This is a genomic window from Verrucosispora sp. WMMC514, from assembly GCF_027497295.1.
Taxonomy (GTDB): domain Bacteria; phylum Actinomycetota; class Actinomycetes; order Mycobacteriales; family Micromonosporaceae; genus Micromonospora; species Micromonospora palythoicola.
This window is the reverse complement of sequence record NZ_CP114906.1, coordinates 4,203,210-4,227,016: the sequence shown is the minus strand read 5'-3', so window position 1 is coordinate 4,227,016 and position 23,807 is coordinate 4,203,210. Positions and strand designations below refer to the sequence as shown.

The following is a 23,807-nucleotide window of genomic DNA, read 5'->3' as shown; positions in this document are numbered from 1 at the left end:
AAACGCGGATCGAGCCGACCATCCCTGCGCACCCTCTCCGAGAGGAAGCGACCATGCGCACCGCACGGCGTCGTACGACGCTGCTCGCCACCACCGCCTCGGCCACCGCCGCACTGCTCGCCGCCGGGGTACTCACCGCCGTCACCGCCCACGCCGCGGCCGGCTGCCAGGTCAACTACTCGGTCGCCGGCGAGTGGCCGGGCGGCTTCACCGGCAACGTCGTCGTCACCAATCTCGGCGACCCCATCTCCGGCTGGACCCTGCGCTGGTCGTACAGCGCCGGGCAGCAGGTCGTCAGCCCCTGGAACGCGACGATCTCGCAGAGCGGGAGCCAGGTGACCGCCACCAATGTCGCCTACAACGGCAACATCCCCACCAACGGGAACGTCTCGTTCGGGTTCAACGGCTCCTGGAACAACTCCAGCAACCCGGCCCCGACGAGCTTCACCCTCAACGGCGTGTCCTGCACCGGCGGCGTCACGCCAACCACCCCCGGCGGAACCACGCCGCCACCCACCACCACACCACCGACCACTCCGCCACCGACCACTCCGCCACCGACCACTCCGCCACCCGGCCCGGTACCGACGGGTCTGGTCGGCTGGGCCACCCAGAACGGTGGCACCACCGGCGGAGGTAACGCCTCCTCCACCACGGTCACCAGCGAGTCGGCGCTCCGTTCGGCAGTCAGTTCGTCAAGCGCCGCGGTTATCCGGGTGTCCGGCACGATCAGCTGCTCCGGCATGCTCAGCGTGGGCAGCAACAAGAGCATCCTCGGCGTCGGCTCGTCGGCCACGATCTCCGGTTGCGGCTTCAACATCAATGGCAGCCGGAACGTGATCATCCGTAACATCAACTTCCGCAACTGGAACGACGACGCCATCAACGTGCAGGAGTCGGCCACCAACGTCTGGGTGGACCACAACTCGTTCACCAACGGCTACGACGGCGCGGTGGACATCAAGCGCGGCTCCGACTACATCACGGTGTCCTGGAACCGGGTGTTCAACCACGACAAGTCCATGCTGCTCGGGCATTCCGACAACAACAGCAGCCAGGACCGCGGCCACCTGCGGGTGACCTACCACCACAACTGGTTCGACGGTTCCGGCAGCCGGCACCCGCGGGTGCGGTTCGGTAACCCGGTCCACGTGTTCAACAACTACTACTACAACAACGACTACGGCGTCGCGTCGACCATGGGCGCCGGCGTGCTCGTCGAGGGCAACTACTTCGAGTCCGTCGACGACCCGACCCTGGTCGGGTACGCCGCGTCGGGCCCGGGGACGTTGGTCCAGCGCAACAACCACTTCGTCAACTCCGGCAGCCCGCAATCGTCGGGCAGCGTGGCGAGCATCCCGTACTCGTACTCGCTGACCAGCGCCAGCCAGGTCAAGTCGGTCGTCACCAACGGCGCAGGCACCGGCAAGATCGGCCTGTAACCGTCGGTTTCACGGTGTTCCCCGGCCACCCGGTGGCCGGGGAACACACCTGCCTCACGCCGGTAGACGCCTGCCGAACTCGACCCGGCGCTCGGTCAGCGTACGCAGGCCGACTCGGCCGGCGGCGCGGCCGGCGGCACGCCCACCGTGGGCAGCCCCAGCGACACCCCGCCGGTACGCGGCACCCGTCCGGCCTCAACCGCGTCACCGGCCCTGGTCCGCCGGTGCGACAGGGGTTGACCGTCGGCGTTCAGATGGTGCGGAGCAGCGTAGGTGACCGTGGTCTCAACGAGGTCACCCGGGCGGATCGCACCCGCCAGCGACCCCACGTCGAAGTGCACCAGGCGGCCGTCGCAGGCCCGGCCCGACATCCGGCCGGTCCGCTCGTCCTTGCGGCCCTCACCGACGGCGACCAGCACCTCGACCGGCGTCCCGACGAGCTTGCGGTTCTCCGCCCAGGTGATCTCCTCCACGCAGGCGATCAGCCGCTCATACCGCTCCTGCACGACCTGTTTGGGCAGCTGGCCGTCCATGCTCGCGGCCGGGGTGCCGGGCCGCTTGGAGTACTGGAAGGTGAACGCGGAGGCGAACCGCGCCTCGCGGACCACGTCCAGGGTGCGCTCGAAGTCGGTCTCGGTCTCGCCGGGGAAGCCGACGATGATGTCGGTGGTGATCGCCGCGTCGGGCATGGCGGCGCGGACCTTTTCGATGATCCCCAGGTACTTCTCCGACCGGTACGACCGGCGCATCGCGCGCAGCACGTCGTCCGAGCCGGACTGCAACGGCATGTGCAGCGAGGGGCAGACGTTCGGCGTCTCGGCCATCGCCGCGATCACGTCGTCGGTGAAGTCCTTCGGGTGCGGGCTGGTGAACCGGACCCGCTCCAGCCCGTCGATCTCGCCGCAGGCGCGCAGCAGCTTGCCGAAGGCGTACCGGTCGCCGAACTCGACGCCGTAGGAATTGACGTTCTGCCCGAGCAGGGTCACCTCCAGCACGCCCTCGTCGACAAGCGCCCGGACCTCGCTGAGGATGTCGCCGGGGCGGCGGTCCTTCTCCCGGCCGCGCAGCGACGGCACGATGCAGAAGGTGCAGGTGTTGTTGCAGCCCACCGAGATCGACACCCAGCCGGCGTAGGTCGACTCGCGGCGGGTCGGCAGCGTCGAGGGGAAGACGTCGAGGGATTCGAGGATCTCCACCTCGGCGGCGGCGTTGTGCCGGGCGCGCTCCAGCAGCACCGGCAGCGAGCCGATGTTGTGGGTACCGAAGACCACGTCCACCCACGGTGCCCGGCGGACGATGTCGCCCCGGTCCTTCTGGGCCAGGCAGCCACCGACGGCGATCTGCATCCCCGGGTGCCGGTTCTTGACCGGACGCAGGTGACCGAGGTTGCCGTAGAGCCGGTTGTCCGCGTTCTCGCGGACCGCGCAGGTGTTGAACACCACCACGTCGGGGGTGTCCTCGGCCTCGCCCGCGCGGACGTAACCCGCCTGCTCCAGCAGGCCGGAAATGCGCTCGGAGTCGTGCACGTTCATCTGGCAGCCGTAGGTGCGCACCTGGTAGGTGCGCGGGCCGCCCGCCGCTGCGGTAGTCATGACGTGCACAGCGTAGCTGGGCCCGAGGAATCGGACGCAAACGTGATGCACTGCGGCAGCCGACCCGCCGCGGCGTCGTAGGACCTCAGGCGGCGGCCAGGGCGGGGTTCACCGAGTCGGGCGCCCAGCGGGAGCGGTGGCAGCGCGACCAGCCCCGGCAGCGCGAGTCCGCCTCGGTGCAGAGTCGGCGGTCGCTGAGCACCTCGCCGTCGTCGGTCTCCCGCACGTCGAAGTGCACCGGGCGGATGCTGCCGTCGGGAGCGACCAGCAGGTGCCGGGTGTCGTCGAGGGTGTCGTCCCGCAGCAGGCAGTTGCGGCCGAGCAGCCGGGCCAGCGCCGCGACGCTGGGCAGCTCGGGCAGCTCGTCCGGTACGCCGTAGCAGTCCACGATCGTGGCGAACTCCCCCGGCGCCTGCCAGACGTCGCAGACCACCGCGTACGTCGGCAGCCGCAGCGGGTCAGCCACCGCCAGTGGCATCACCACCCGACCGAGCGCGTCGGCCAGCGCCGGGTAGACCTCCACCGGTCGTACCTGGTCGATTCTCCAGTTCCACAGCTCGGTCATGCCGTCTCCTCGCTGTGCTCGTCCCCACCGGCCTCCGGATCGGGCCTTACGACGATGGTGGGGGGCATTTGCCCCCAGCCGGGGGCAAGTTACCGGTCTGTGACCATTCTGGCCCAAATTTCCCGGAGCATCGTCGCTCCAGGTAGCGGGAAGATGACAGTTTATCGGGTATGGTGCGCGTTCCCACGCAGCGGCACGCGACCTGGCAGCACCGCGTTCAGCGCAGGACGACCCGGTGCTCGCCGGGGGGCAACAGCTCACCGATCACCGGGGCGCCCGGTATCTCCCCGGCGATGAGCAGCCCGCCCGAGGTCTGCGCGTCGGCCAGCAACAGCCGATCCTGCTCGGTGGCCGCGCCGAAGTCCGTCCACGGGGTCACCCATTCCAGGTTGCGGCGGGAACCACCGCTGACGTACCCGTCCCGGACCGCCTCCCGGGCACCGTCGAGGTACGGCACCCGGGCGGTGTCGATCGCCACCGTGACCCGGCTCGCCCGGGCCAGCTTCGAGGCGTGCCCGAGCAGACCGAATCCGGTCACGTCGGTGCCGCAGCGCACCCCGGCCGCCACCGCCGCCCGCGCGGCGTCCCGGTTGAGGGTGGTCATTGCCGCCACCGCCGCCGGGAAGCTCTCACCGGTGCTCTTGTGGCGGGTGTTGAGCACGCCGACACCGAGCGGTTTGGTGAGCGACAGCGGCAGTCCGGCCCGCCCGGCGTCCAGGGTGATCAGCTCGTCCGGTCGGACCAGCCCGGTGACGGCCAGGCCGTACTTAGGGCCGTCGTCGTCGACGCTGTGCCCGCCGGCCAGGTGGCAGCCCGCCGCGCGGGCCACGTCCAGGCCACCGCGCAACACCTCGCGGGCCAGTTCCAGCGGCAGCACCTCGCGCGGCCAGCAGAGCAGGTTGAGCGCCACCAGCGGGCTGCCGCCCATCGCGTACACGTCGGACAGCGCGTTGGTGGCGGCGATCCGACCCCAGTCGTACGCGTCGTCGACCACCGGGGTGAAGAAGTCCGCCGTGGTCACCAGGCCGGTGCGCTCGTCCAGCCTCACCACCGCGGCGTCGTCGCCGTGGTCCAGCCCGACCAGCAGCTCGGCGGTGCCGGCGGTAGGGCCGAGACCGGCCACCATCGCCTCCAGCTCGCCCGGCGGGATCTTGCAGGCACAGCCGCCGCCACGGGCGTAGCGGGTCAGCCGCACGGGCTCGGTCATCTCCTCATGATCTCCGTCACGGGAGCGGGACGCCAGCCGGGTCGGTCAAATTCGGACGGCGGAGTCGGATCATCCATGGTGTTACCGCTCCGTGACCATCTGAGTTGTGTTCCGCCACTTCACCCCGCCTACAGTGGCCGCTACCGGGGGTCGACCGACTCCCGACAGCGACGAGGAGGACAGACGACGTGGCGACGGGCGAACCGCTCATCGTGCTGGACTCGGTCAACAAGTGGTTCGGGCCGCTGCACGTACTCGACGACGTCTCGCTGTCGGTGGGCCGGGGCGAGGTGGTCGTGGTGATCGGCCCGTCCGGCTCCGGCAAGTCGACGCTGTGCCGCACCATCAACCGGCTGGAGCCGATCAACTCCGGCACCATCACCTTCGACGGGCAGGCGCTGCCGGCCGAGGGCAAGGCCCTGGCCAGGCTGCGCAGCGAGGTCGGCATGGTGTTCCAGTCGTTCAACCTCTTCGCGCACAAGACGATCCTGGAGAACGTCACCCTCGGCCCGATCAAGGTCCGCAAGGAGAAGCCGGCGGCGGCCCGGGAGCGAGGGCTGGCCCTGCTCGACCGGGTCGGCATCGCCAACCAGGCCGACAAGTACCCGGCCCAGCTCTCCGGCGGCCAGCAGCAGCGCGCCGCGATCGCCCGCGCGCTGGCCATGCAGCCCAAGGCGATGCTCTTCGACGAGCCCACCAGCGCGCTGGACCCGGAGATGGTCGGCGAGGTGCTGGACGTGATGACCTCGCTCGCCCGCGACGGCATGACCATGGTCGTGGTCACCCACGAGATGGGCTTCGCCCGGCACGCCGCGAACCGGGTCATCTTCATGGCCGACGGCAAGCTCGTCGAGGACGCCGCTCCGACGGAGTTCTTCGCGAACCCGCGCAGCGAGCGCGCCAAGGACTTCCTCTCCAAGATCCTCACCCATTAGGCGTCCGGTAGTGGGGCGGGCCGTGACCCGGCCGGCTCCAGTCGAAGAAGGAGATCAGGTATGCGAATGAAGCGGATGGCGGCGGTTGCCGCCGTTGCCGGCCTCGCGGTCGCGATGACCGCCTGCGGCGGGGACAGCGACGAGGGCGGCTCCGGCACGGGCGCCGGTGGCATCGTCGGCAAGGCGGAGAGCCAGAACAAGCTGGTCATCGGCGTCAAGGCCGACCAGCCCGGCCTGGGTCTGCAGACCGGCAGCCAGTACGAGGGCTTCGACATCGAGATCGCGAAGATCATCGCGAAGGGCCTCGGCGTCGAGGAGAGCGGCATCGAGTGGAAGACCACCGTGTCGGCCAACCGGGAGCCCTTCATCGAGCAGGGCACCGTCGACCTGGTGGTGGCCACCTACACCATCAACGACGAGCGCAAGCAGAAGGTCAACTTCGCCGGACCGTACTACATCGCCGGCCAGGACCTGCTGGTCAAGTCGGACTCCACCCTCACCGGCCCGGACCAGCTGGCGGGTAAGACGGTCTGCTCGGTGACCGGCTCGACGCCGGCCAAGCGGATCACCGAGAACTACCCGGACGCCAAGCTGCAGCAGTTCGACGCGTACTCGAAGTGCCTGCCGCTGCTGGAGAACGGTCAGGTCGACGCGGTGACCACCGACGACATCATCCTCGCCGGCTACGCCGCGCAGGACCAGTACGCCGGCAAGTTCAAGGTGGTCGGCCAGACCTTCTCCGACGAGCCCTACGGCATCGGCCTGAAGAAGGACGACACCGACGGCTGCGAGAAGGTCAACGAGATCCTCAAGGCCGCCGCCGAGGACGGCAGCTACAAGGCTGCCTGGGACGCCACCCTGGGCAAGAGTGGCACCCCCGCGCCCGAGCTGGACACCACCAAGATGACCCACTGCGGCGCTGTCTGACCGGTACCGGAGCCGGCACCCGTTACGGGTGCCGGCTCCGGCCTGTCACCGGCCCTCATCACGTGCCCCGGGAGCCGAAGCATGGACGTATTCACCGATCCGGAGAACTTCGACGCATTCGTGTCGGGTTTCGTCTGGATCCTCAAGCTGACCGGCGCGTCCGCGGTCTGCGCGCTGGTCATCGGCGTGCTGCTGGCCGCGATGCGGGTCTCCCCCGTACCCGTGTTGCGCGGCTTCGGCGCGGCCTGGGTCAACATCTTCCGCAACACCCCGCTGACCCTGGTCGTCTTCTTCTGCTACTTCGGGCTGTACGCCACCCTCGGGCTGAGCCTGTCTCAGGAGCTCGACGTCAATATCTACTGGCTCGGGGTGATCGGCCTGTCGACCTACACCGCCGCCTTCGTCTGCGAGGCGGTGCGCTCGGGCATCAACACCGTGCCGACCGGCCAGGCCGAGGCGGCCCGGGCGATCGGGCTGTCGTTCGCGCAGACGCTGCGGATCGTGGTGCTGCCGCAGGCCGCCCGCTCGGTGATCGCGCCCTTCGGCAGCATCCTGATCGCGCTCTGCAAGAACGCCACGATCGTCGGCACCATCGGGCTCGTCGAGGCCTCCAGCGTCATGAAGGACCTGCTCAACAGCTACGGTAACGCCGTCATTCTGATCTTCCTGGTCTTCGCCGGCACGTTCGCCGCACTGCTCATCCCCACCGGCTACTTCTTCGGCTGGCTGGCCAACCGTCTGGCGGTGAAGCGCTGATGAGCACCAGCAACGTCCTCTACGACCACCCGGGCCCCCGGGCCAAGGTGCGCAACGCGGTGCTCAGCGTCGTCTTCGGCGTCGCGCTGCTCGCCCTGCTCTACTGGATCTACACGAAGTTCGATCAGGCGAACCAGTGGGAGCCCCGGCTGTGGGAGCCGTTCACCCGGTCGGCCACCTGGACCCAGTTCATCCTGCCGGGGCTGTGGGCCACTTTGAAGGCGGCTGGCGTCGGCATGGCGCTGTCGCTCGCCTTCGGCGTCGTCTTCGCCTTCGGCCGGCTCTCCGACCGCTGGTGGATCAGCGTGCCGGCCGGCATGGTGGTGGAGTTCTTCCGCGCCGTCCCGCTGCTGCTGATGATCTTCTTCATCTTCTACGGCGTGCCGTTCCTCATCCAGGGACCGGTGACCGCCTTCTGGGCCGTGGTGATCGGCCTGACCCTCTACAACGGCTCGGTGCTCGCCGAGGCGTTCCGGGCCGGCATCCGGGCCGTGCCCGGCGGGCAGTCCGAGGCGGCGTACGCGATCGGCATGCGCAAGAACCAGGTGATGCGGATCATCCTGCTCCCGCAGGCCGCCCGCGCCATGCTGCCGATCATCGTCAGCCAGTTGGTGGTGCTGCTCAAGGACACCGCGCTCGGCTACATCGTGGCCTACCCGGAGCTGCTCCAGCGCGGTGTCAACGACCTCGCCGCCAACTACGGCAACATCATCGCCTGCGCGATCGTCGCCGCCGTCATCTACATCGTGATCAACTCGATGCTCACCTGGTTCGCCGGCTGGCTGGACCGGCGCACCGGTGCCCGGGCCTTCCGGGTACCGAAGCAGACCGCACCGGCCGGAGCGGCGGACTCCACCCCCGAGGGCGGCGCCACCGTCTCCGAGCCGCAGGGCTGAGCGGTGTCAAGGAAGGGCCCCTGCTCGACTCGTTGCGGCGAGCAGGGGCCCTTCCTTACGCCTAACGGGCGATCTCGGTGACCCTGGACTCGCGAACCACCGTCACCCGGATCTGCCCCGGATAGGTCAGCTCCTCCTCGACCTGCTTGGCCACGTCCCGGGCCAGCACCGCCGCACCGATGTCGTCGACGTCGTCGGGCTTGACCATCACCCGGATCTCCCGGCCCGCCTGCATCGCAAAGACCTTGTCCACCCCGACCTTGCCGGCGGCGATCTCCTCGATGCGTTCCAGCCGCTTGACGTACGCCTCCAGGCTCTCCCGCCGCGCTCCCGGCCGCCCGCCCGAGCAGGCGTCCGACGCCTGGGTCAGCACCGCCTCCACGGTCTGCGGCGGCACCTCGTTGTGGTGCGCCTCGATGGCGTGCACCACGTCCTCGCTCTCCCCGTACTTACGGGCCACGTCCGCGCCGATGATGGCGTGGCTGCCCTCCACCTCGTGCGTGAGCGCCTTGCCGATGTCGTGCAGGAACGCCGACCGCTTGATCAACGGCACGTCCAGCCGCAGCTCGGCCGCCATCACCCCGGCGATGTGCGCGGTCTCCACCAGGTGCTTGAGCACGTTCTGCCCGTACGACGTGCGGTAGCGCAACCGGCCCAGCAGGGTGACCAGCTCCGGGTGGATCTCGGTGATGCCGACCTCCACCAGGGCGTCCTCGGCGGCCCGGTGGCAGAGCTGGTCGACCTCCTGGCGGGCCAGCTCGTGCACCTCCTCGATGCGGTGCGGGTGGATCCGACCGTCCAGCACCAGCTTCTCCAGCGTCAACCGGCCCACCTCCCGGCGCACCGGGTCGAAGCAGGACAGCAGCACCGCCTCGGGAGTGTCGTCGATGATCAGGTTCACCCCGGTGACCGACTCGAAGGCGCGGATGTTGCGGCCCTCCCGGCCGATGATCCGACCCTTCATCTCGTCGCCCGGCAGGTGCAACACGCTGACCACGCTCTCGGCGGTCTGCTCGCTGGCCACCCGTTGGATGGCGTCGACCACGATGTGCCGGGCCCGCTGCTCGGCGGTCGACCTCGCGTCGGATTCGATGTCCCGGACCAGCAGCGCGGCCTCCCGCTTCGCCTGGCCCTCGATCGCCTCGACCAACTCGGCCCGCGCGGCGTCGGCGGTCAACCCGGCGACCCGCTCCAACTCACGTCGCCGCTGGTTCTCCACCTCGGCGAGATCGGCCTCCCGCTCGACAAGCGCCGCCTCACGGGCCGCCAGCGCCGCGTTGGCCGCGGTGAGCTGGCGTTCCCGCTCCGCGAGCCGCTCCACCTCCTCGGTGTGCAGCCGCTCCCGCTCGTCCATCCGGGTCGCCCGCCGCTCCACCTCGGCCGCCTGCTCCCGGGTGGTCGCGGCCAACACCGCCACCTCCCGTTCACCGCTGCGCCGGGCCGCCGTGCGCAACTGCTCGGCGTCCGCCTCGGCCTGCTTGTGCGCCCGTTCCAGCACCGTGTCCGCCTCGGCGCGCGCGTCGTCGAGGACCCGCCGCGCCTCCGCCCGCGCGGCCTTCGCCTCCGCCTTGGCCGCCGCCGCCTCGGCACGAGCCGCCGCCGCCGCGGACTTCGCCACGTCGATGGTGCTGTTCACCTCGTCAGCGGCGGTACGCAGGGCGGCCAGCGACTGCTCCTGGCGGTCCTTCTCCGCGACGTACGCCGGGTCCTCCGGTGCCGGACGCGTCAGCAACCCCCGCATAATCCGCACCCCGAACAGCACCGCGCCGAGCACCACGAGGGTCAGCACCAGCACGGCGACCAGGATGACGACGTCGAAGGCGCTCACCGGTCGGCTCCGTCCGGACCGTCACCGGCCACCACGGCAACGGCAGGTGGACCGGAACTCTGCTCACCGTCGTCGCCGGCACCGGAATCCGCCGCGCCGGGAGCACCCGCCCCCGCCCTCATGCCGACGCCCCGTTCCGCCGCGCACCCTTGGCGGGCAGCGCCGAACAGAGCCTCACGGTCGGCCCGCTCCGCTCGCTCATGCCGGGACTCCGGTGAACCTGTGCCGCCTCGCCATGGCGCGCCTCCCCTGAACCGTCGCGCCGCAACAGCCTGCCGGGTGGGCACGCTCCTGCGACTCTGGACGCCCGACCGGAGCGCATGGCCGTGGGTTGGCTTCCTCCGCCGACGTCCTGACGGCCGTGGGCGGGCCGGGTGCAGTGTCACGCGAGCCCGGACCGGCCCGTCCGGAGCTGACGTACGCGGCCGAAGGTGCCGGCCAAAGTGATGCTGTTCTGTTACGGGATCTATGTTGTGCGCTTAGCCTGCGCTTGGTCGGGCAATGTGAGCCTTTATGGCGAGGCTAGGTCTCAACCGGCCTCCGGTCAAGAACAGATGATCAAACCACCCGGACGGAGAGAAGTTAACTCGTCACCCTCCGCCAATGAACACTCGGACGCCAGCGGGCAAAAAAGACGAACGACCAACACCGAGTTGACCTCATCGGGGCTGGTCACGTCACGGAGGCGGGCGTCGCACCCGCGCTCGTCGCATCGCCCACGGCTCCGGGCGAGATCACAATTGGTGAGACGGCACGACGGCACGAACGCGCGGTCAGCGGTCGATCTCACCCTCGGCGTCGGCGAGGGCGTCGGCGTCGATCTGCTCGGCGAACTCGGCCGCCTCGGCGCTCTGCGCGGCGATCGCGTCCTTCACCGCCCGGATCGCGACACCGGCCGGGTAGCCCTTGCGGGCCAGCATGCCGACCAGCCGCCGGAACACCGCGTCCGGCTCACCCCGGGCGGTCCGCAGCTTCCGCTCCACCAGCGCGCGGGCGGTCTCCGCCTCGGTGGTCTCGTCCAGCTCGTCCAACGCCTCGCTGGCCGTGTCGCCGTCCACGCCGCGCTGACGCAGCTCGTTGGCCAGTGCCCGGCGAGCCAGCCCACGGCCGGCGTGCCGGCTACTCACCCAGGCCCGGGCGAACGCGGCGTCGTCGATGATGCCGACCTCGTCGTACCGGTCGAGGACCTGAGCGGCGGTCTCCTCGGAGATGCCCCGCCGCGCCAACACGGTGGCCAGCTCGGCACGGGTACGCGGGCGCACCGCGAGCTGCCGCAGACAGATCTCCCGGGCCACCTCGGCCTCGTCACGAGGCGCGGCTGCCGCGGCACCGGATGCCGAGCCGCCGGCCCGTCGGGCGGAACCGGCCCGGCCCGACGCGTCCGACGGGTCATCCGGGTCGGCGGGGCCTCCGGCGGCGCGGCGGCCCCGCCGGGGACGTGGTGTGGCGTCACCCGCGCGGGGCGGGCTGGCATCCCAGCCCCGCCCCGTGCGGGCACGTCGTCCTGCCACGACTCAGGATCAGAAGTCGACCGGCGGCAGCTCCGGGCCACCGGCGGCGTCGCCCGCGCCGACCCCGACGCCGAGCTTCTCCAGGATCTTCTTCTCGATCTCGGCGGCCACGTCCGGGTTCTCCCGGAGGAACTCGCGGGCCTTCTCCTTGCCCTGGCCCAGCTGGTCGCCCTCGTAGGTGTACCAGGCACCGGACTTGCGGATGATCGACTGCTCGACACCGACGTCGATCAGCGAACCCTCACGAGAGATGCCCTTGCCGTACATGATGTCGAACTCGGCCTGCTTGAACGGGGACGCGACCTTGTTCTTCACAACCTTGACCCGGGTCCGGTTACCGACCACGTCGGTGCCGTCCTTCAGGCTCTCGATGCGCCGCACGTCGAGCCGGACCGAGGCGTAGAACTTCAACGCCCGACCACCCGTCGTCGTCTCGGGGCTGTTGTGCACCATGACGCCGTCGACGAAGTAGTTGTGGTTGCCCTCGACCTCGATGTCGAACCGGTTCATCGAGCGGGTCTTCGGCTTGACCCGGACATCGATGACCCGTGCCGGCACCGGCATCAGCTCCGCCGGGACGAACTGCGGCTCGACTGCACACTGGCCACGGAAGCGCGGCAGCAGCTTGGCCTCCATCGCCACCGGCACGTAGGGAGCGACCAGTTCCTGGAACCTCGCCGACGACTCGGTGGTGAAGACGATCGACGCCGTCTGCCGGGCCCCCCGGGCGACCAGCTTCACGTCCATCCCGTACGCGTCGCGCAGATGCTCCACCAGACGGTCGCGGCTGCCCTCCGCCATCGCCTCGACGCATATCTCGATCCGGCCGGAGCCGCCGGCCGTGCGCTCCTGCAGGCCCTTGGAGCGGACGGTGAAGCAACCGTCATCCATGTACCACACCGCGAGCGCCAGCGGAGTCAGCGCCTTGAGGTAGTCCCAGTTGAGGTGCTTCTTGCCGTCGCCCAGGTAGACCGCGCGCTGTAGCTCGCCCAACTCCGGCAGCGGAGTGAAGTCGACGAAAGCCGCGCCCCGTGCATCGGTGCGCCGGGAGTGGCCGATGTTGCCGAGCAGCGAGACCTTCCAGTCGAGGTAGTCGACCTGCTGTGCACCGTGGCCGAGCCGGAAGCGGACACCGGAGCGGTCCTGGCGGTTCGGCGACAGGGCGCCGTCACCCATCAGCGAGCCGAGCACGACCTGCCACTGCTGGTCGCTGAGCCGGCGTGACTCGGCGAGCATCACCCGGTCACCGGCGATCAACTCACCCGCCTCCCGCCAGCCCCCCGGAGTGCGTACCAGGTGGTTGGCGGTGGCGGCGAACTGCGCCCGCCCATTGCCGCCCGACTTGGCGACGGTGAACTGGAGGAACTGCTCCGCCGGGCCGTTGTTGAACCAGTTGGTGATCCGCTTCGGCTCCACCCGGTCGGTGTCCGGGTTGTAGGAGAGGACCTCGACGTTCATCCGCTGGTTGACGATCTTGCCGATCTTCTCCTGCGTGCCGTCGGCCAGCGTGACCCGGGTCGAGTACGACATGCAGCCGAACATGACACCGATCTTCTCGCGGAGCTGGTTGATGAAGATCGCGGTGGTGCCGGTGTTGTTGAGCACGCCGGTGATCTTCCGCAGCGCCTGGCTCATCAGCCGGGCCTGGAGACCGACGTGGCTGTCGCCCATCTCGCCCTCGATCTCGGCGCGCGGCACCAGCGCGGCGACCGAGTCGATCACGATGATGTCGATCGCGCCGGAGCGGACCAGCATGTCCGCGATCTCCAACGCCTGCTCGCCGGTGTCCGGCTGGGAGACCAGCAGGGCGTCGGTGTCGACACCGAGGGCCCTGGCGTACTCCGGGTCGAGCGCATGCTCGGCGTCGATGAAGGCGGCGATGCCGCCGGCCCGCTGGGCGTTGGCCACCGCGTGCAGGGCGACCGTGGTCTTACCGCTGCTCTCCGGGCCGTACACCTCGACGACCCGGCCACGGGGCAGACCGCCCACGCCGAGCGCCACGTCGAGCGCGATGGAACCGGTCGGAATGACCGAGGTCTGGATGACCGGCCGCTCCCCCAGCCGCATCACCGAGCCCTTGCCGAACTGCTTGTCGATCTGAGCGAGAGCAAGGTCGAGCGCCTTCTCCCGGTCAGGACCTGCCGCCATCGTTGCCACCCCTGCCTTCGCCGGCGTCTTTCCTGAGCTTCGCGTCACGCGGGACACGCTAGGCGCTGGGTCCGACAGAAAACCAGCCGACTGGCCGTGGCCTGTGGACGAGCACCTCGCTGTGGACAATAGCCGAACAGGTGTACGACTCGGCAAGAGACACGCGGAAGTAACGAATCGGCCGCTCAGCGTAGTCGGGTGGGGACCCGGTCGGGGTAGGCCGCGACCACGGCACGCCACACCACGTGCGTCTCCACGCCGGCCTTGAGGGCCTGCTCGATGGTCCGCCCACCGAGTTCCGACAACACCTGGTCGCTGGCGATGCTGGCCGCGTACGCGGGCCCGAACGCCTCGGCCAGGCGCGCCCAGAAGTCGGTCAGCCGCACGTGATCAGTCCTTCCTGTCCGGTGCACCCACCGGCACCGGACGCAACGCTAGCGCCAGCAGGGGTGCCACCGCGACCGCGGCGAGCAGGGTGAGCACGGGATAGCCCGCGAGTTGCATGACAAACCCGCTGAGTGCTCCGGCCAACGCGCCGGCCAGCCCCATGAGCAGGTCGGACAGCCCCTGGGCGCTGGGCCGCACCTCGTCCGGCACCGACTCCGACAGCAGGGTGGAGCCGGCCACCATGGTCGCCGACCAGCCGAGCCCGAGCAGGATCAGCCCGACGGTGAGCCGGGGCGTGTGGTGCCCGGCGGTGCCGGCGACCGCGCAGGCGGCCAGCAGCGTCGCGATGCCACCGAGGATCACCGGGCGGCGGCCGAACCGGTCGGCGAGCCAACCGACCACCGGTGCCAGCGCGTACATGCCGGCGATGTGCAGGCTCAGCACCAGCCCGACCACCGGCAGCACCTCGTCGACGGCGTAGTACTCCCGCAGGTGCACCGGGGTCATCGCCATCACCGCCACCATCACCAGGTGGCCCACTGCCACGGCGGACACGCCGAGCCGGGCGGCCGGTCGGGCGCGTACCACCGACCAGGCGGCGCGCATGCCTCCGCCGCGCCGGGCCGGCGCGGCCGGCGCCGGGATCGGGCCGGCCGGGGCGAGCGCGGACGCCGCCTGGGCCGGCTCGGCCGGTGCCGGTGGCGGAGCGGGCGGGGTCGGCTCGGACGCGCCGGCCCGGGCCGCCGCGAGCCGGCGCGCGGTGAGCAGCGGGTCGGGCCGCAACCACAGCAGCAGTACGCCGGCGGCGAGCACGAACGCGACGGCACTGAACGCGAACGGGCCGGACAGTGCCGGCAGCCCCCAGCCGCTGGTGGTGCGGTCGGCGAGGGCGGCGAAGTTCGGGGCGGCCACCGCGCCGATGGTGGTGGCCCAGACGATCAGCGACAGTTGCCGGGCGCGTCGGTCCGGTTCGGCGAGGTCGACCGCGGCGTAGCGGGCCTGGAGGTTGGCGGCGGAGCCGCCGCCGAACAGGAGCATCCCGAGAAAGAGCAGCGGAACCGACCGGGTCGCCGCGGCGAGCACGACGAGCGCCCCGCCCAGCGCCCCGACCAGGTACGCGACGGCCAGGCCGGGGCGGCGGCCGTGCCCGGTGATGATCCGGGTGACCGGGACGGCGAGCAGGGCCGCACCGACCACGGCGGCGCTCTGCGCCAGGCCGGCCACGGCGGTGCCGGCGATCTCGGCGGCGAGCAGGGCGCCGACGGCGATGCCGATGGTCACGCCGATGCCGCCGACGACCTGGGTGGTGAAGAGCAGCCGCAGGGTGCGCCGCTGGATGGGCGCGACGTCCGGGTGCGCCGGTGTGGTCGTCAGGTCAGTGGCCAACGGGAGGCTCCTTGGTAAGGGGTGACCATCCTTTCGCACCCGACCGACGGTCGGCAGCCCGGTTTTCGTCACAGCCCCAGGCCGCGGCCGATGATCTCCTTCATGATCTCCGTGGTGCCGCCGTAGATGGTCTGCACCCGGCTGTCCAGCCAGGCCCGCGCCACCGGGTACTCCGCCATGAAGCCGTAGCCGCCGTGCAGTTGCACGCACCGGTCGGCGACCCGGTTCTGCAACTCCGTGGTCCACCACTTGGCCTTGGCCGCGTCGGTCACCGACAGCCGGCCGGCGTTGAACTCGGCCACGCAGTGGTTGACGAAGGTCCGCGCGATGGTGACCTCGGTGTCCATCTCGGCGAGGAGGAACCGGTTGTGCTGGAACTTCCCGATCGGCCGGCCGAACGCCTCCCGGGTACGCGCGTAGTCGAGGGTGAGGGCGAGCAGCCGTTCCGCGGCGGCGACCGCGGCCACGGCGATGCTGAGCCGTTCCCGGGGCAGGTTGGCCATCAGGTGGTAGAAGCCGTGGTTCTCGGTGCCGAGGAGGTTGGCGGCCGGCACCCGGCAGTCGTCGAAGAAGAGTTCGGCGGTGTCGTTGGCCTTCAGCCCGACCTTGGCCAGCCGGCGACCCCGGGTGAAGCCGGCGGTCCCGGTCTCCACCGCGATCAGGCTCACGCCGTGGGCGCCCTCGTCGGCGGTACGGGCCACCACGATCACCAGGTCGGCCAGCTCACCGTTGGTGATGAACGTCTTCTGCCCGTTGAGCAGGTAGCTGTCGCCGTCGCGGACGGCGGTGGTGCGGACGCCGGCCAGGTCGGAGCCGGCGCCGGGTTCGCTCATGGCGATGGCGGTGACGAGGTCGCCGGAGCAGAACCGGGGCAGCCAGCGCTGGCGCTGCTCCTCGGTGGTCAGCTCGGTGAGGTACGGCGCGACCACGTCGTTGTGCAGGCCGAAGCCGAGCCCGGAGCAGCCCGAGTTGACGATCTCCTCGACCAGGACGGCGTTGTACCGGAAGTCCCGCTGTCCGCCGCCGCCGTAGGTCTCGTCGACGTCCGGCCCGAGCAGTCCGGCGGCACCGGCCTTCCGCCACACCTCGCGGTCGACGATGCCGTCGGCCTCCCAGCGGTCGTGGTGCGGCACGGCCTCGCGGTCCAGGAAGCGCCGGCACAGATCCCGGAACTCGTCGTGGTCGGGCTGGTAGAGGTGCTGCTGCATGGCGGCAAGTGTGGCACCGCTCATGCGGACCGCCCAACGGCCTCCTCCGGTCGCTGCGGGCCTGCCGGGTCGTGCGGGTGGTGATCGCCGTTCAACCGTCGGCCGAGGCGGCCGGCCCTGACCAGCACCCAGCCGGCCCAACCGGCGAGCGGTGGCACGAACAGGGCGTACATGACCGGCCAGGCCCGCTCCACACCGCCGTGCCAGCCGAGCAGGATCAACCCGGCGAGCAGTGGCAGGCCCGTGACGAGCGCGAGAGCCGCGCCCCGGACGCGCCAGCGGAGGTACGCCGGCAGTTCGGCGCGGAGGCTCTCGTCCTCGGGTGGTTCACCCGTCCGCAGGGCGCGGTTCAGGGCCTGCTCGTCCGCGCGGCGCCGGTCGCGTTCGTGCTGGCGTCGGACCGCGTCCGGCACCGGCCCGGCGCCGGACGACGTCGGCTGCTTCGCGCGCGACTGTGGCTGGACCGACGCCCACAACCAGGCTGGCAGCAGGAACAGGACGAACATGGCACCGGCGAGCACCGCCTCGGCCCAGGGGTCGCGGAACAGCAGCCGGAACCCGACGGCGAGCGGAGTGGCGGCTGCCCACAGCACCACCGGCCGCAGGATCGGTGGGATGCGACGGAACGCCACCGGTCCGGTCCGATCACCTGCCATGGGCTGGTTCTACCCCGCCGGCATGGCGACCAATCTCCACTAGGGATGGTCGATGGCCAGGGTGGCTGGTCAGCCGGTCAGCGCGCGGGAGACGACGGTGAGGTCGGCGACCAGCCCGTCGTACGCCATGTCCTGGTTGTCGGCCCGGAGCACGGCGGACGGATGGATGGTGGCCAGCAGCTGGGCCGATGGTGCGTCGGCGGCGTGGCCGGCGTTGTCGACCGGCACCTGGTGGAAGTCCTCGGGGCGCTGGGCGGCGGCCGGCCAGGGCAGCAGCTCACCGCGCTGACGGGTGACCCGAAACGTCGGGCCGAGCAGCGCCTTCGCGGCGGTCGCCCCGAGTACCACGATCACTTCGGGGGCCAGCTGGGCGAACTCGGCGACCAGCCAGGGCCGGCAGGCGGTGATGTGCACCCGGTCGGGGGTCTGGTGGATGCGCCGCTTGCCGCGCAGCTCGAAGCGGAAGTGCTTGACCGCGTTGGTGAGGTAGATGTGTCCAGGGTCCAGGCCGGCGTCGTCGACCGCCTTGCGGAGCAGCCGACCGGCCGGGCCGACGAAGGGCAACCCCTTCTGGTCCTCCATGTCGCCGGGCTGCTCACCGACGAAGACCACCCGGGCACTGGCGTCGCCCCGGCCGAAGACGGTCTGTGTGGCGTCCCGGTACAGCTCGCAGCCCCGGCAGCCGGCGGCGGCCGCGCGCAGCTCGTCGAGGGTGTCGGCCTGCGGCGGAATGAACCGCTGTGCGCCGGGCGCGGTGTCGGTGTCGGCCATGGCGACTGTTCTACCCGGTTCGGTGCGGCCCACGCGAGCCAGCGACAAGGCAGCAACATCAGGGAAGTAGTTCCATCCTGTTTGGGCTGGTAGGGGGGTCTTGACTGTGGGGTTGGTGGTGGTGGGTGGGCTGGTTACGGGGTAGGTGATCTTTTGGTTGATCGTTTGGCATGCCCCGTTTGGTTGATCGTTTGGCATGCCCCGTTTGGTTGTTAGCGGGTGATGTGGCTTTGGGTCAGGACGGTGAGGGCGCGGAGCAGGGTGGTGGCGTGGCGGTGGTTGCCGCGTAGTTGGTGGAGGATGCGCCAGTTCTTCAGGTCGGCGAAGCCGTGTTCGTTGGTGGCGCGTTCGCCTGCGATGAGGTTGTTGACGGCGTGTTGGTAGCGGGTCAGTGGGTGGGCTCGGGCGGGTCGGCGGCCGGTGATGATGGTGGGGTGGTCGTCGGGTCGGCCGGGGGGTTGGCGGCGTGGTCGTAGGCCGGGGTAGGGGCCGGGTTGGTCGTCGAGGTTGGTGAAGCCGAGGTCGCAGATGGCGGCCAGGTCGTGGTGGCGTAGGTGGGCGGGGATGCGGTGTCGGCGGGCTGCGGTGATCTCGGCGGTGCGGCCGGGGTAGGCGGCGGAGATCCACAGCAGGTTTCCGGTCAGGTCGGTGATGGCCAGTACTGTCAGGCCGAAGGTTCTGTGTTTGCCGTTGTAGTGGGCGTGGCGGCGGCGTCGGTCGCGGGGGCGTTGGACGGGGATCAGGGTGCCGTCGAGCAGGACCACCTGTGTGTGGTGGCGGGCGCGGCGCAGGATCCGGGACAGTCGGGGCATCTGGGCGGCGAGGGTGGTGATCACCTGGTTGACCCAGCGGCGGACGGTGTTGGCGGAGATGCCGTTGGCGGCGGCCAGGTCGGTCGGGCGTTGGTCGTGACGCAGCACTGCGAGGACGATCGCTGCTGCGGTGTGGTCGGGTAGCTTCCGCCATCGTGAGCGCACCTGGGCTCGGTGACGGCGGATGGCGGTGGTGACCGTGGTCAGTGTCTTCGTGGACAGCGGCAGACGGGACTGGTAGACAAGCGGCGAGTCCTCGGCCGGCGGGTTTTTGTGTGTCACGACCGAACACCCTGGCCGAGGGCTCACCTGTATGTCATGCAGGCCACGCTGGTGCCGGGCAAACGATCAACCCGGAGATCATCTCTTCGTGGACCTGCTCAATCACCCACCACCGCCCAACGGTCAAGACCTACTGACCAGCGGATTCAGGATGGAACTACCTCAGGGAAGTTGCCGCCTCGAACCCGGTCAAGGCGGCAACAGTAGGGAAGTTGCTGCGGCCGCCTCCGCGCGTCAGCGTCCGTGTGCGGGGTGGGTCAGGCGGTGAAGTTCGGTGAAAGGGTGGGGCGGGCGGCGCGGGCGACCGTGTCGGCGAACGCCGGGATCTCCTCCTCGCGCAGGTCGCTGACGGTGATGCGCAGTCCGGGCGGGCCGGCGATCCGGTAGAGCGCGCCCGGCGCGACCACCCAGCCGGCGTCGCGCAGGACGGTCAGCGCGCTGGTCTCGTCGTCCACCGGTACCCAGACGTTGATGCCGGTGCGGCCGTGCGCGGGCAGGCCACTGGCGGTGAGGGCGGTGACCAGGGCGTGTCGCCGTCGTTCGTAACTCTGCGCCGCCCGGTCGACAAGGGCGGTCGTCTCCGGGTCCGCCCAGAGCGAGAGCACCAGGCGTTGCAGCACGGTGGAGACCCAGCCGGTGCCGACCCTCGCCCGGCCGGCCACCCGCGCCACCGTGGTCTCGTCCGCGGCCAGCACGGCCAGGCGCAGGTCGGGGCCGAAGGGCTTGCTGACCGAGCGGAGTAAGGCCCAGTGGGTGGTGGCTCCGGCGAGCGGGTGCAGCGGTACGCGGGCCAGTTCGGCGGCGTGGTCGTCCTCGATCAGCAGCAGGTCGGCCCGGCCGGCGAGCAGGGCGCGTAGGGCGTCGGCCCGGTCGGCGGAGATTGCCGCGCCGGTGGGATTCTGGGCTCGGCTGGTCACGATGAGCGCTCGTGCTCCGGCGTCGAGGGCGGCGGCCACGCCCGCGACGATCGGCCCGTCGTCGTCGACGGGCATCCCGATCGGCCGTAACCCGAGGGCGGCCAGCAGGTCGAGCAGGCCGGCCCAGCCCGGATCCTCCACGGCGACCGCGTCACCGTGGCGCAGGTGCGCGTCGAGCAGGCGCTCGATGCCGTCCAGTGCGCCGCCGGTGAGGGTCAGCCCGGGCGCCGGTACCCCGTCGGCGGCCAGTCGAGCCCCGGCCGCCTCGGTCATCTCGGGCAGCACACCGAGGTCGGGGTAGCCCACCGGGTCGCCGACGGTGTCGGCGAGGGCGGCCAGGTGCCGGCGCAGCGGCGGCAGCAACCGCTGGTCGGGTTGACCTCGGGACAGGTCACGCAGGCCGGGTGCGGGCGGCGGGCGCAGCGCGGCTCGGCGGGCGGCGACCGGCGGTCGGGGGCGTACCCGGGTGCCGTGCCGGCCGGCGGTGACGACGAGTCCGCGACGGCGCAGCTCGGCGTAGGCCCGGGAGACGGTGGCGGGGCTGACGGCCAGGTCGGCGGCGAGCGTGCGCACCGGTGGCAGTGGGTCGCCGGGGGCGAGGGTGGCGTCGCGGATGGCGGATTCGATGCTGGCCGAAATCTCGACGGCCGTCGCTCCGGCAACCTGATAGCGTGCTGACACAAAGATGGGATTGTACTAGAACAAAGGTGGAGGCATGTACCCGCAGACCACCCGCACCACCGCCAGCCGTTCCCAGGACCGGATGAGCTACGACCGCGCCGCCGCGCACGCCGTGCTCGACGAGGCGTACCACTGCGCGCTCGGGTTCACCGTGGACGGTGAGCCCCGGGTGCTGCCCACGCTGCACGTGCGCATCGGGGACACGCTCTACCTGCACGGCTCCACCGGCAGCCGGCCGCTGCTCGCGGCCCGCGCCGACGGCCTTGCGGTGTGCGTCGCGGTCACCCTGCTCGACGGGCTGGTCTACGGGCGCTCCCAGTTCCACCACAGCGCCAATTACCGGTCGGTGGTCGCGCACGGCACCGCACAACCGGTCACCGACCAGATCGAGAAGGCCGACGTGCTGACCGCCCTGGTGGAGAAGGTCGGCACCGGCCGCGCGGCGGACAGCCGACCGCCGAGCCGGCGGGAGCTGGCCGAGACCGCCGTGCTGGCGTTGCCGCTGACGGAGGTGTCGCTGCGCACCCGCGCCGGCGGGGTACGCGACGACCCGGCCGATCTCGACCTGGCGCACTGGGCCGGGGTGGTGCCGCTGCGGCTGACCCCCGGCCGGCCGGAGCCGGACGCCGGGGTCACCGCGCCGCTGCCGACGTACCTGCGCCCGCGCCGCTCGCCCTGGCACGAACCGGCGGCGCTGCGCGGCGCCCACGTGCTGCTGGAGCCGCTCGACCTGGCACACGCCGACGAGTTGTACGCCGCCACCGCCGACGCCGAGGTCTGGCGGCACCTCACCCGACCGCTGCCGACCGGGCCGGGGCAGGTTCGTGAGGTGATCACCGAGGCCCTCTCCGACCAGCACCGGGTCGCCTGGGTGCAACGGTGCGCGGTCACCGGCGCGGTGGTCGGCTCCACCTCGTACTACGAGATCGATCCGGCGCGTCGGTCGGTGACGATCGGACACACCATGCTCGGCCGGCCGTGGTGGCGTACCGGGATCAACACCGAGGCGAAGCTGCTGCTGCTCGCCCGCGCCTTCGAGGAACTCGACGCGGTGCGGGTGGTCTGGCACACCGACATCCGCAACGAGCGGTCGCAGCGCGCCATCGAGCGGCTCGGCGCGACCCGGGAGGGGGTGCTGCGGATGCACCGGTTGCGGCCGGACGGCTCGTGGCGGGACACCGTGCAGTATTCGATGACCGTCGACGAGTGGCCGAAAGCACAGGTCAGCCTGCGGGAAAGGCTTCGTGCCCAGCCCATGTCGGCCCGATGATGTCGGACGTGCTGGGAATCACCGACCTCTGGACGTACGTGCTGGGCACCGTGGCCATCGTGCTGCTGCCCGGCCCCAACTCGTTGTTCGTCCTCTCCACCGCCGCACGTCGTGGCGTCGGCGTCGGCTACCAGGCGGCGAGCGGCGTCTGGGTCGGTGACGCGATCCTGATGTTCCTCTCCGCAGCCGGAGTGGCGTCGCTGCTCAAGGCGTACCCGCCGATCTTCCTTGTGATCAAGTACGCGGGCGCGGCGTACCTGGGCTATGTGGGGTTGACCATGCTGCGCGGGGCGTGGCGACGCTGGCGGGACCGCAACGACCCGACCACCCCGCGGTTGATCGACGCCGCGGAGCCGGCCGCGATGCGCAGCCCGTTCCGCAAGGCCCTGGTGATCAGTCTGCTCAACCCGAAGGCGATCCTGTTCTTCGTCTCGTTCTTCATCCAGTTCGTCGACCCGACCTATCCCTGGCCGGCGTTGTCGTTCCTGTTGCTTGGTCTGATCGCCCAGGTGACCAGCGCGCTCTACCTGACCGCGTTGATCTTCGCGGGCACCTTCCTGGCCGCCCAGTTCAGTCGGCGTCGCCGGCTGGCGGCCGGCGCGACGAGCGCGGTGGGTGCGCTCTTCCTCGGCTTCGGCCTCAAGCTCGCCCAGGGGTGAGTGGCGGCTGGGCGGCGGCCTCACGTGCCACCGCCACCACCGCCGCCACCGCCCTCGCCGCCGCCGACACCCGCGCCGCCCGCGTCGCCACCAACTGTCGGGCCGGGCGGCAGCGGCCGGTCGGGTGGGCGGCTGACGTGAGCCGACTCGGGGACGGGGGCTGACCAGTCGGCGTGGGCCGCGGCGGCGGCGTGCCGGTTGATCGCCTCGCGCAGCCACCCGTCGACGGTGCTCACCCAGTCCCGCTGGTCGACGCCGGCGTGCCAGATCCGGAACCGGCTGATGCTGGTGTGGGTGATTCCGGCCAGCGCCAGCCGCCGGTCGCACCAGAGGATCACCTCCAGGCCGGCGGAGTTGGTCACGAAGATCACCTCCAGCTCGGTGATCGGCCCGGCGTAGAGCGGACCGACCCAGAAGCCCCACCGTTGGTGCAGGGGCAGGGCCTGCGCCACGCCGGGTAGCCGGCCGTCGACCAGGCCGGACTGGCGGACGCGGAAGCCGAGCGTGTCCAGGGCGGCGAGGATGTGCTGCTGGGTCGGCAGCGGATGGACCAGAACCGGCACCATCGCCCCCTGGTCCAGGGTGGCGTCGACCGCCACCTCGGTACGCAGTCCCATCCGCAGGCTGAGCAACGGCACCCCACCCAGCGTGGTCACCGGCGTCTCCCACGGCACCGGGAACTCGAACGGGATCGACCGGGCCCGTCCGGCCCGCAGCACCATCGCGCCGGCCACCTGGGCCTGATGGAACTGCACCAGCCGGCGGGGAGCCTCCGGGTCGTCCGGCTCGACCGTGCTGACCAGGCCGAGCCGGACGTGCCGGACCGGTACGTCGACGGAGTCGGCGATGAGGTTCACCCGCCCCGGCAGGCGCAGGCCGGGACGGGTGCTCGGGTTGGCCAGCGCGGTCTGCACCGTCAGGCCCGTTCCGCCCGATCCCGGTGACACCCCCGTCAGCCGCACCCGTTACCC

Annotated in this window: 21 protein-coding genes and 2 pseudogenes; 7 read left to right on the top strand and 16 right to left on the bottom strand. The window is 70.9% G+C overall.

The genetic code is table 11. From position 1 onward, the window contains the following. The first annotated feature begins 53 nt into the window (after positions 1-53). The gene (locus tag O7597_RS19715) at positions 54-1,442 is read left to right on the top strand and encodes a cellulose binding domain-containing protein (RefSeq protein WP_281580366.1); all 1,389 of its coding nucleotides are present in this window, start codon (positions 54-56) and stop codon (positions 1,440-1,442) included. Between the two features lie 95 nt (positions 1,443-1,537). Here the strand turns inward: O7597_RS19715 and miaB are convergent, their stop codons facing one another. From miaB to selD, 3 genes are all read right to left on the bottom strand, one after another. Further along, positions 1,538-3,034, bottom strand: a complete 1,497-nt coding sequence (gene miaB / locus O7597_RS19710; protein WP_164445608.1) for a tRNA (N6-isopentenyl adenosine(37)-C2)-methylthiotransferase MiaB — start codon at positions 3,032-3,034, stop codon at positions 1,538-1,540. Between the two features lie 85 nt (positions 3,035-3,119). Beyond that, entirely contained in the window at positions 3,120-3,599 is a 480-nt protein-coding gene (locus O7597_RS19705) for a hypothetical protein (RefSeq protein ID WP_281580365.1), read from the bottom strand. 217 nt (positions 3,600-3,816) lie between these two features. Continuing rightward, positions 3,817-4,806, bottom strand: a complete 990-nt coding sequence (selD, locus tag O7597_RS19700; RefSeq protein ID WP_281580364.1) for a selenide, water dikinase SelD — start codon at positions 4,804-4,806, stop codon at positions 3,817-3,819. Positions 4,807-4,994: 188 nt separating this feature from the next. On the opposite strand from selD, the gene O7597_RS19695 reads away from it, so the two are divergent. The 4 genes from O7597_RS19695 to O7597_RS19680 all read left to right on the top strand — a co-directional run bounded on the left by O7597_RS19695 (position 4,995) and on the right by O7597_RS19680 (position 8,320). Continuing rightward, complete coding sequence (locus O7597_RS19695) at positions 4,995-5,741, top strand: amino acid ABC transporter ATP-binding protein (RefSeq protein ID WP_269739274.1); 747 nt, start codon at positions 4,995-4,997, stop codon at positions 5,739-5,741. A 60-nt stretch (positions 5,742-5,801) separates the two neighbouring features. Beyond that, positions 5,802-6,668: a glutamate ABC transporter substrate-binding protein gene (locus O7597_RS19690; RefSeq protein WP_269739275.1), complete on the top strand. Its 867-nt coding sequence runs from the start codon at positions 5,802-5,804 to the stop codon at positions 6,666-6,668. Positions 6,669-6,749: 81 nt separating this feature from the next. Next, the gene (locus O7597_RS19685; protein ID WP_269739276.1) at positions 6,750-7,424 is read left to right on the top strand and encodes an amino acid ABC transporter permease; all 675 of its coding nucleotides are present in this window, start codon (positions 6,750-6,752) and stop codon (positions 7,422-7,424) included. Continuing rightward, on the top strand, positions 7,424-8,320 hold the full coding sequence (locus O7597_RS19680; protein ID WP_269739277.1) for an amino acid ABC transporter permease: 897 nt from the start codon (positions 7,424-7,426) through the stop codon (positions 8,318-8,320). The genes O7597_RS19685 and O7597_RS19680 overlap by 1 nt, the downstream gene beginning before the upstream one ends. A gap of 61 nt (positions 8,321-8,381) precedes the next feature. On the opposite strand, the gene rny is transcribed toward O7597_RS19680, so the two are convergent. The 12 genes and pseudogenes from rny to O7597_RS19620 all read right to left on the bottom strand — a co-directional run bounded on the left by rny (position 8,382) and on the right by O7597_RS19620 (position 20,907). Then, positions 8,382-10,148, bottom strand: coding sequence for a ribonuclease Y (gene rny / locus O7597_RS19675; RefSeq protein ID WP_281580363.1), 1,767 nt, complete (start codon positions 10,146-10,148; stop codon positions 8,382-8,384). 773 nt (positions 10,149-10,921) lie between these two features. Next, on the bottom strand, positions 10,922-11,659 hold the full coding sequence (locus O7597_RS19670; protein ID WP_269739280.1) for a regulatory protein RecX: 738 nt from the start codon (positions 11,657-11,659) through the stop codon (positions 10,922-10,924). A gap of 9 nt (positions 11,660-11,668) precedes the next feature. Continuing rightward, positions 11,669-12,169: a hypothetical protein gene (locus O7597_RS19665; RefSeq protein ID WP_269742610.1), complete on the bottom strand. Its 501-nt coding sequence runs from the start codon at positions 12,167-12,169 to the stop codon at positions 11,669-11,671. Positions 12,170-12,340: 171 nt separating this feature from the next. Next, positions 12,341-13,189 (bottom strand): annotated as a pseudogene (locus O7597_RS19660) (recombinase RecA); the annotation flags it as partial. A 3-nt stretch (positions 13,190-13,192) separates the two neighbouring features. Further along, positions 13,193-13,807: pseudogene (recA, locus tag O7597_RS19655) on the bottom strand (recombinase RecA); the annotation flags it as partial. Positions 13,808-13,992: 185 nt separating this feature from the next. Next, positions 13,993-14,193 (bottom strand): DUF3046 domain-containing protein, encoded by a 201-nt coding sequence (locus tag O7597_RS19650; protein WP_269739281.1) that lies wholly within the window; start codon positions 14,191-14,193, stop codon positions 13,993-13,995. A gap of 4 nt (positions 14,194-14,197) precedes the next feature. Next, positions 14,198-15,580, bottom strand: a complete 1,383-nt coding sequence (locus O7597_RS19645; RefSeq protein ID WP_281580362.1) for an MFS transporter — start codon at positions 15,578-15,580, stop codon at positions 14,198-14,200. A gap of 68 nt (positions 15,581-15,648) precedes the next feature. Beyond that, positions 15,649-16,788, bottom strand: coding sequence for an acyl-CoA dehydrogenase family protein (locus tag O7597_RS19640; protein ID WP_281580361.1), 1,140 nt, complete (start codon positions 16,786-16,788; stop codon positions 15,649-15,651). A 20-nt stretch (positions 16,789-16,808) separates the two neighbouring features. Further along, positions 16,809-17,444, bottom strand: coding sequence for a hypothetical protein (locus O7597_RS19635; RefSeq protein ID WP_281580360.1), 636 nt, complete (start codon positions 17,442-17,444; stop codon positions 16,809-16,811). Between the two features lie 69 nt (positions 17,445-17,513). Beyond that, positions 17,514-18,215, bottom strand: coding sequence for a UdgX family uracil-DNA binding protein (locus O7597_RS19630; protein ID WP_269739285.1), 702 nt, complete (start codon positions 18,213-18,215; stop codon positions 17,514-17,516). Between the two features lie 212 nt (positions 18,216-18,427). Continuing rightward, the gene (locus tag O7597_RS19625) at positions 18,428-19,309 is read right to left on the bottom strand and encodes a transposase family protein (protein WP_281580359.1); all 882 of its coding nucleotides are present in this window, start codon (positions 19,307-19,309) and stop codon (positions 18,428-18,430) included. 257 nt (positions 19,310-19,566) lie between these two features. Continuing rightward, entirely contained in the window at positions 19,567-20,907 is a 1,341-nt protein-coding gene (locus O7597_RS19620; protein WP_281580358.1) for an aminotransferase class I/II-fold pyridoxal phosphate-dependent enzyme, read from the bottom strand. 34 nt (positions 20,908-20,941) lie between these two features. Between O7597_RS19620 and O7597_RS19615 the strand changes: the two genes are divergently transcribed. After that, positions 20,942-22,177, top strand: a complete 1,236-nt coding sequence (locus O7597_RS19615) for a bifunctional pyridoxamine 5'-phosphate oxidase family protein/GNAT family N-acetyltransferase (RefSeq protein ID WP_281580357.1) — start codon at positions 20,942-20,944, stop codon at positions 22,175-22,177. Further along, positions 22,174-22,836, top strand: coding sequence for a leucine efflux protein LeuE (gene leuE, locus O7597_RS19610; RefSeq protein ID WP_281580356.1), 663 nt, complete (start codon positions 22,174-22,176; stop codon positions 22,834-22,836). The genes O7597_RS19615 and leuE overlap by 4 nt, the downstream gene beginning before the upstream one ends. A gap of 20 nt (positions 22,837-22,856) precedes the next feature. Here leuE and O7597_RS19605 read toward each other — a convergent pair whose 3' ends face one another. Next, complete coding sequence (locus O7597_RS19605; protein WP_269739290.1) at positions 22,857-23,798, bottom strand: sporulation protein; 942 nt, start codon at positions 23,796-23,798, stop codon at positions 22,857-22,859. Positions 23,799-23,807 lie beyond the last annotated feature (9 nt).

Coding starts and splice junctions, on each gene's coding strand:
- O7597_RS19715 (WP_281580366.1), top strand. CDS start 54: ATGCGCACCGCACGGCGTCGTACGACGCTGCTCGCCACCACCGCCTCG.
- miaB (WP_164445608.1), bottom strand. CDS start 3,034: ATGACTACCGCAGCGGCGGGCGGCCCGCGCACCTACCAGGTGCGCACC.
- O7597_RS19705 (WP_281580365.1), bottom strand. CDS start 3,599: ATGACCGAGCTGTGGAACTGGAGAATCGACCAGGTACGACCGGTGGAG.
- selD (WP_281580364.1), bottom strand. CDS start 4,806: ATGACCGAGCCCGTGCGGCTGACCCGCTACGCCCGTGGCGGCGGCTGT.
- O7597_RS19690 (WP_269739275.1), top strand. CDS start 5,802: ATGCGAATGAAGCGGATGGCGGCGGTTGCCGCCGTTGCCGGCCTCGCG.
- O7597_RS19685 (WP_269739276.1), top strand. CDS start 6,750: ATGGACGTATTCACCGATCCGGAGAACTTCGACGCATTCGTGTCGGGT.
- O7597_RS19680 (WP_269739277.1), top strand. CDS start 7,424: ATGAGCACCAGCAACGTCCTCTACGACCACCCGGGCCCCCGGGCCAAG.
- O7597_RS19665 (WP_269742610.1), bottom strand. CDS start 12,169: ATGAACCGGTTCGACATCGAGGTCGAGGGCAACCACAACTACTTCGTC.
- O7597_RS19640 (WP_281580361.1), bottom strand. CDS start 16,788: ATGCAGCAGCACCTCTACCAGCCCGACCACGACGAGTTCCGGGATCTG.
- O7597_RS19635 (WP_281580360.1), bottom strand. CDS start 17,444: ATGGCAGGTGATCGGACCGGACCGGTGGCGTTCCGTCGCATCCCACCG.
- O7597_RS19630 (WP_269739285.1), bottom strand. CDS start 18,215: ATGGCCGACACCGACACCGCGCCCGGCGCACAGCGGTTCATTCCGCCG.
- O7597_RS19615 (WP_281580357.1), top strand. CDS start 20,942: ATGTACCCGCAGACCACCCGCACCACCGCCAGCCGTTCCCAGGACCGG.
- leuE (WP_281580356.1), top strand. CDS start 22,174: ATGATGTCGGACGTGCTGGGAATCACCGACCTCTGGACGTACGTGCTG.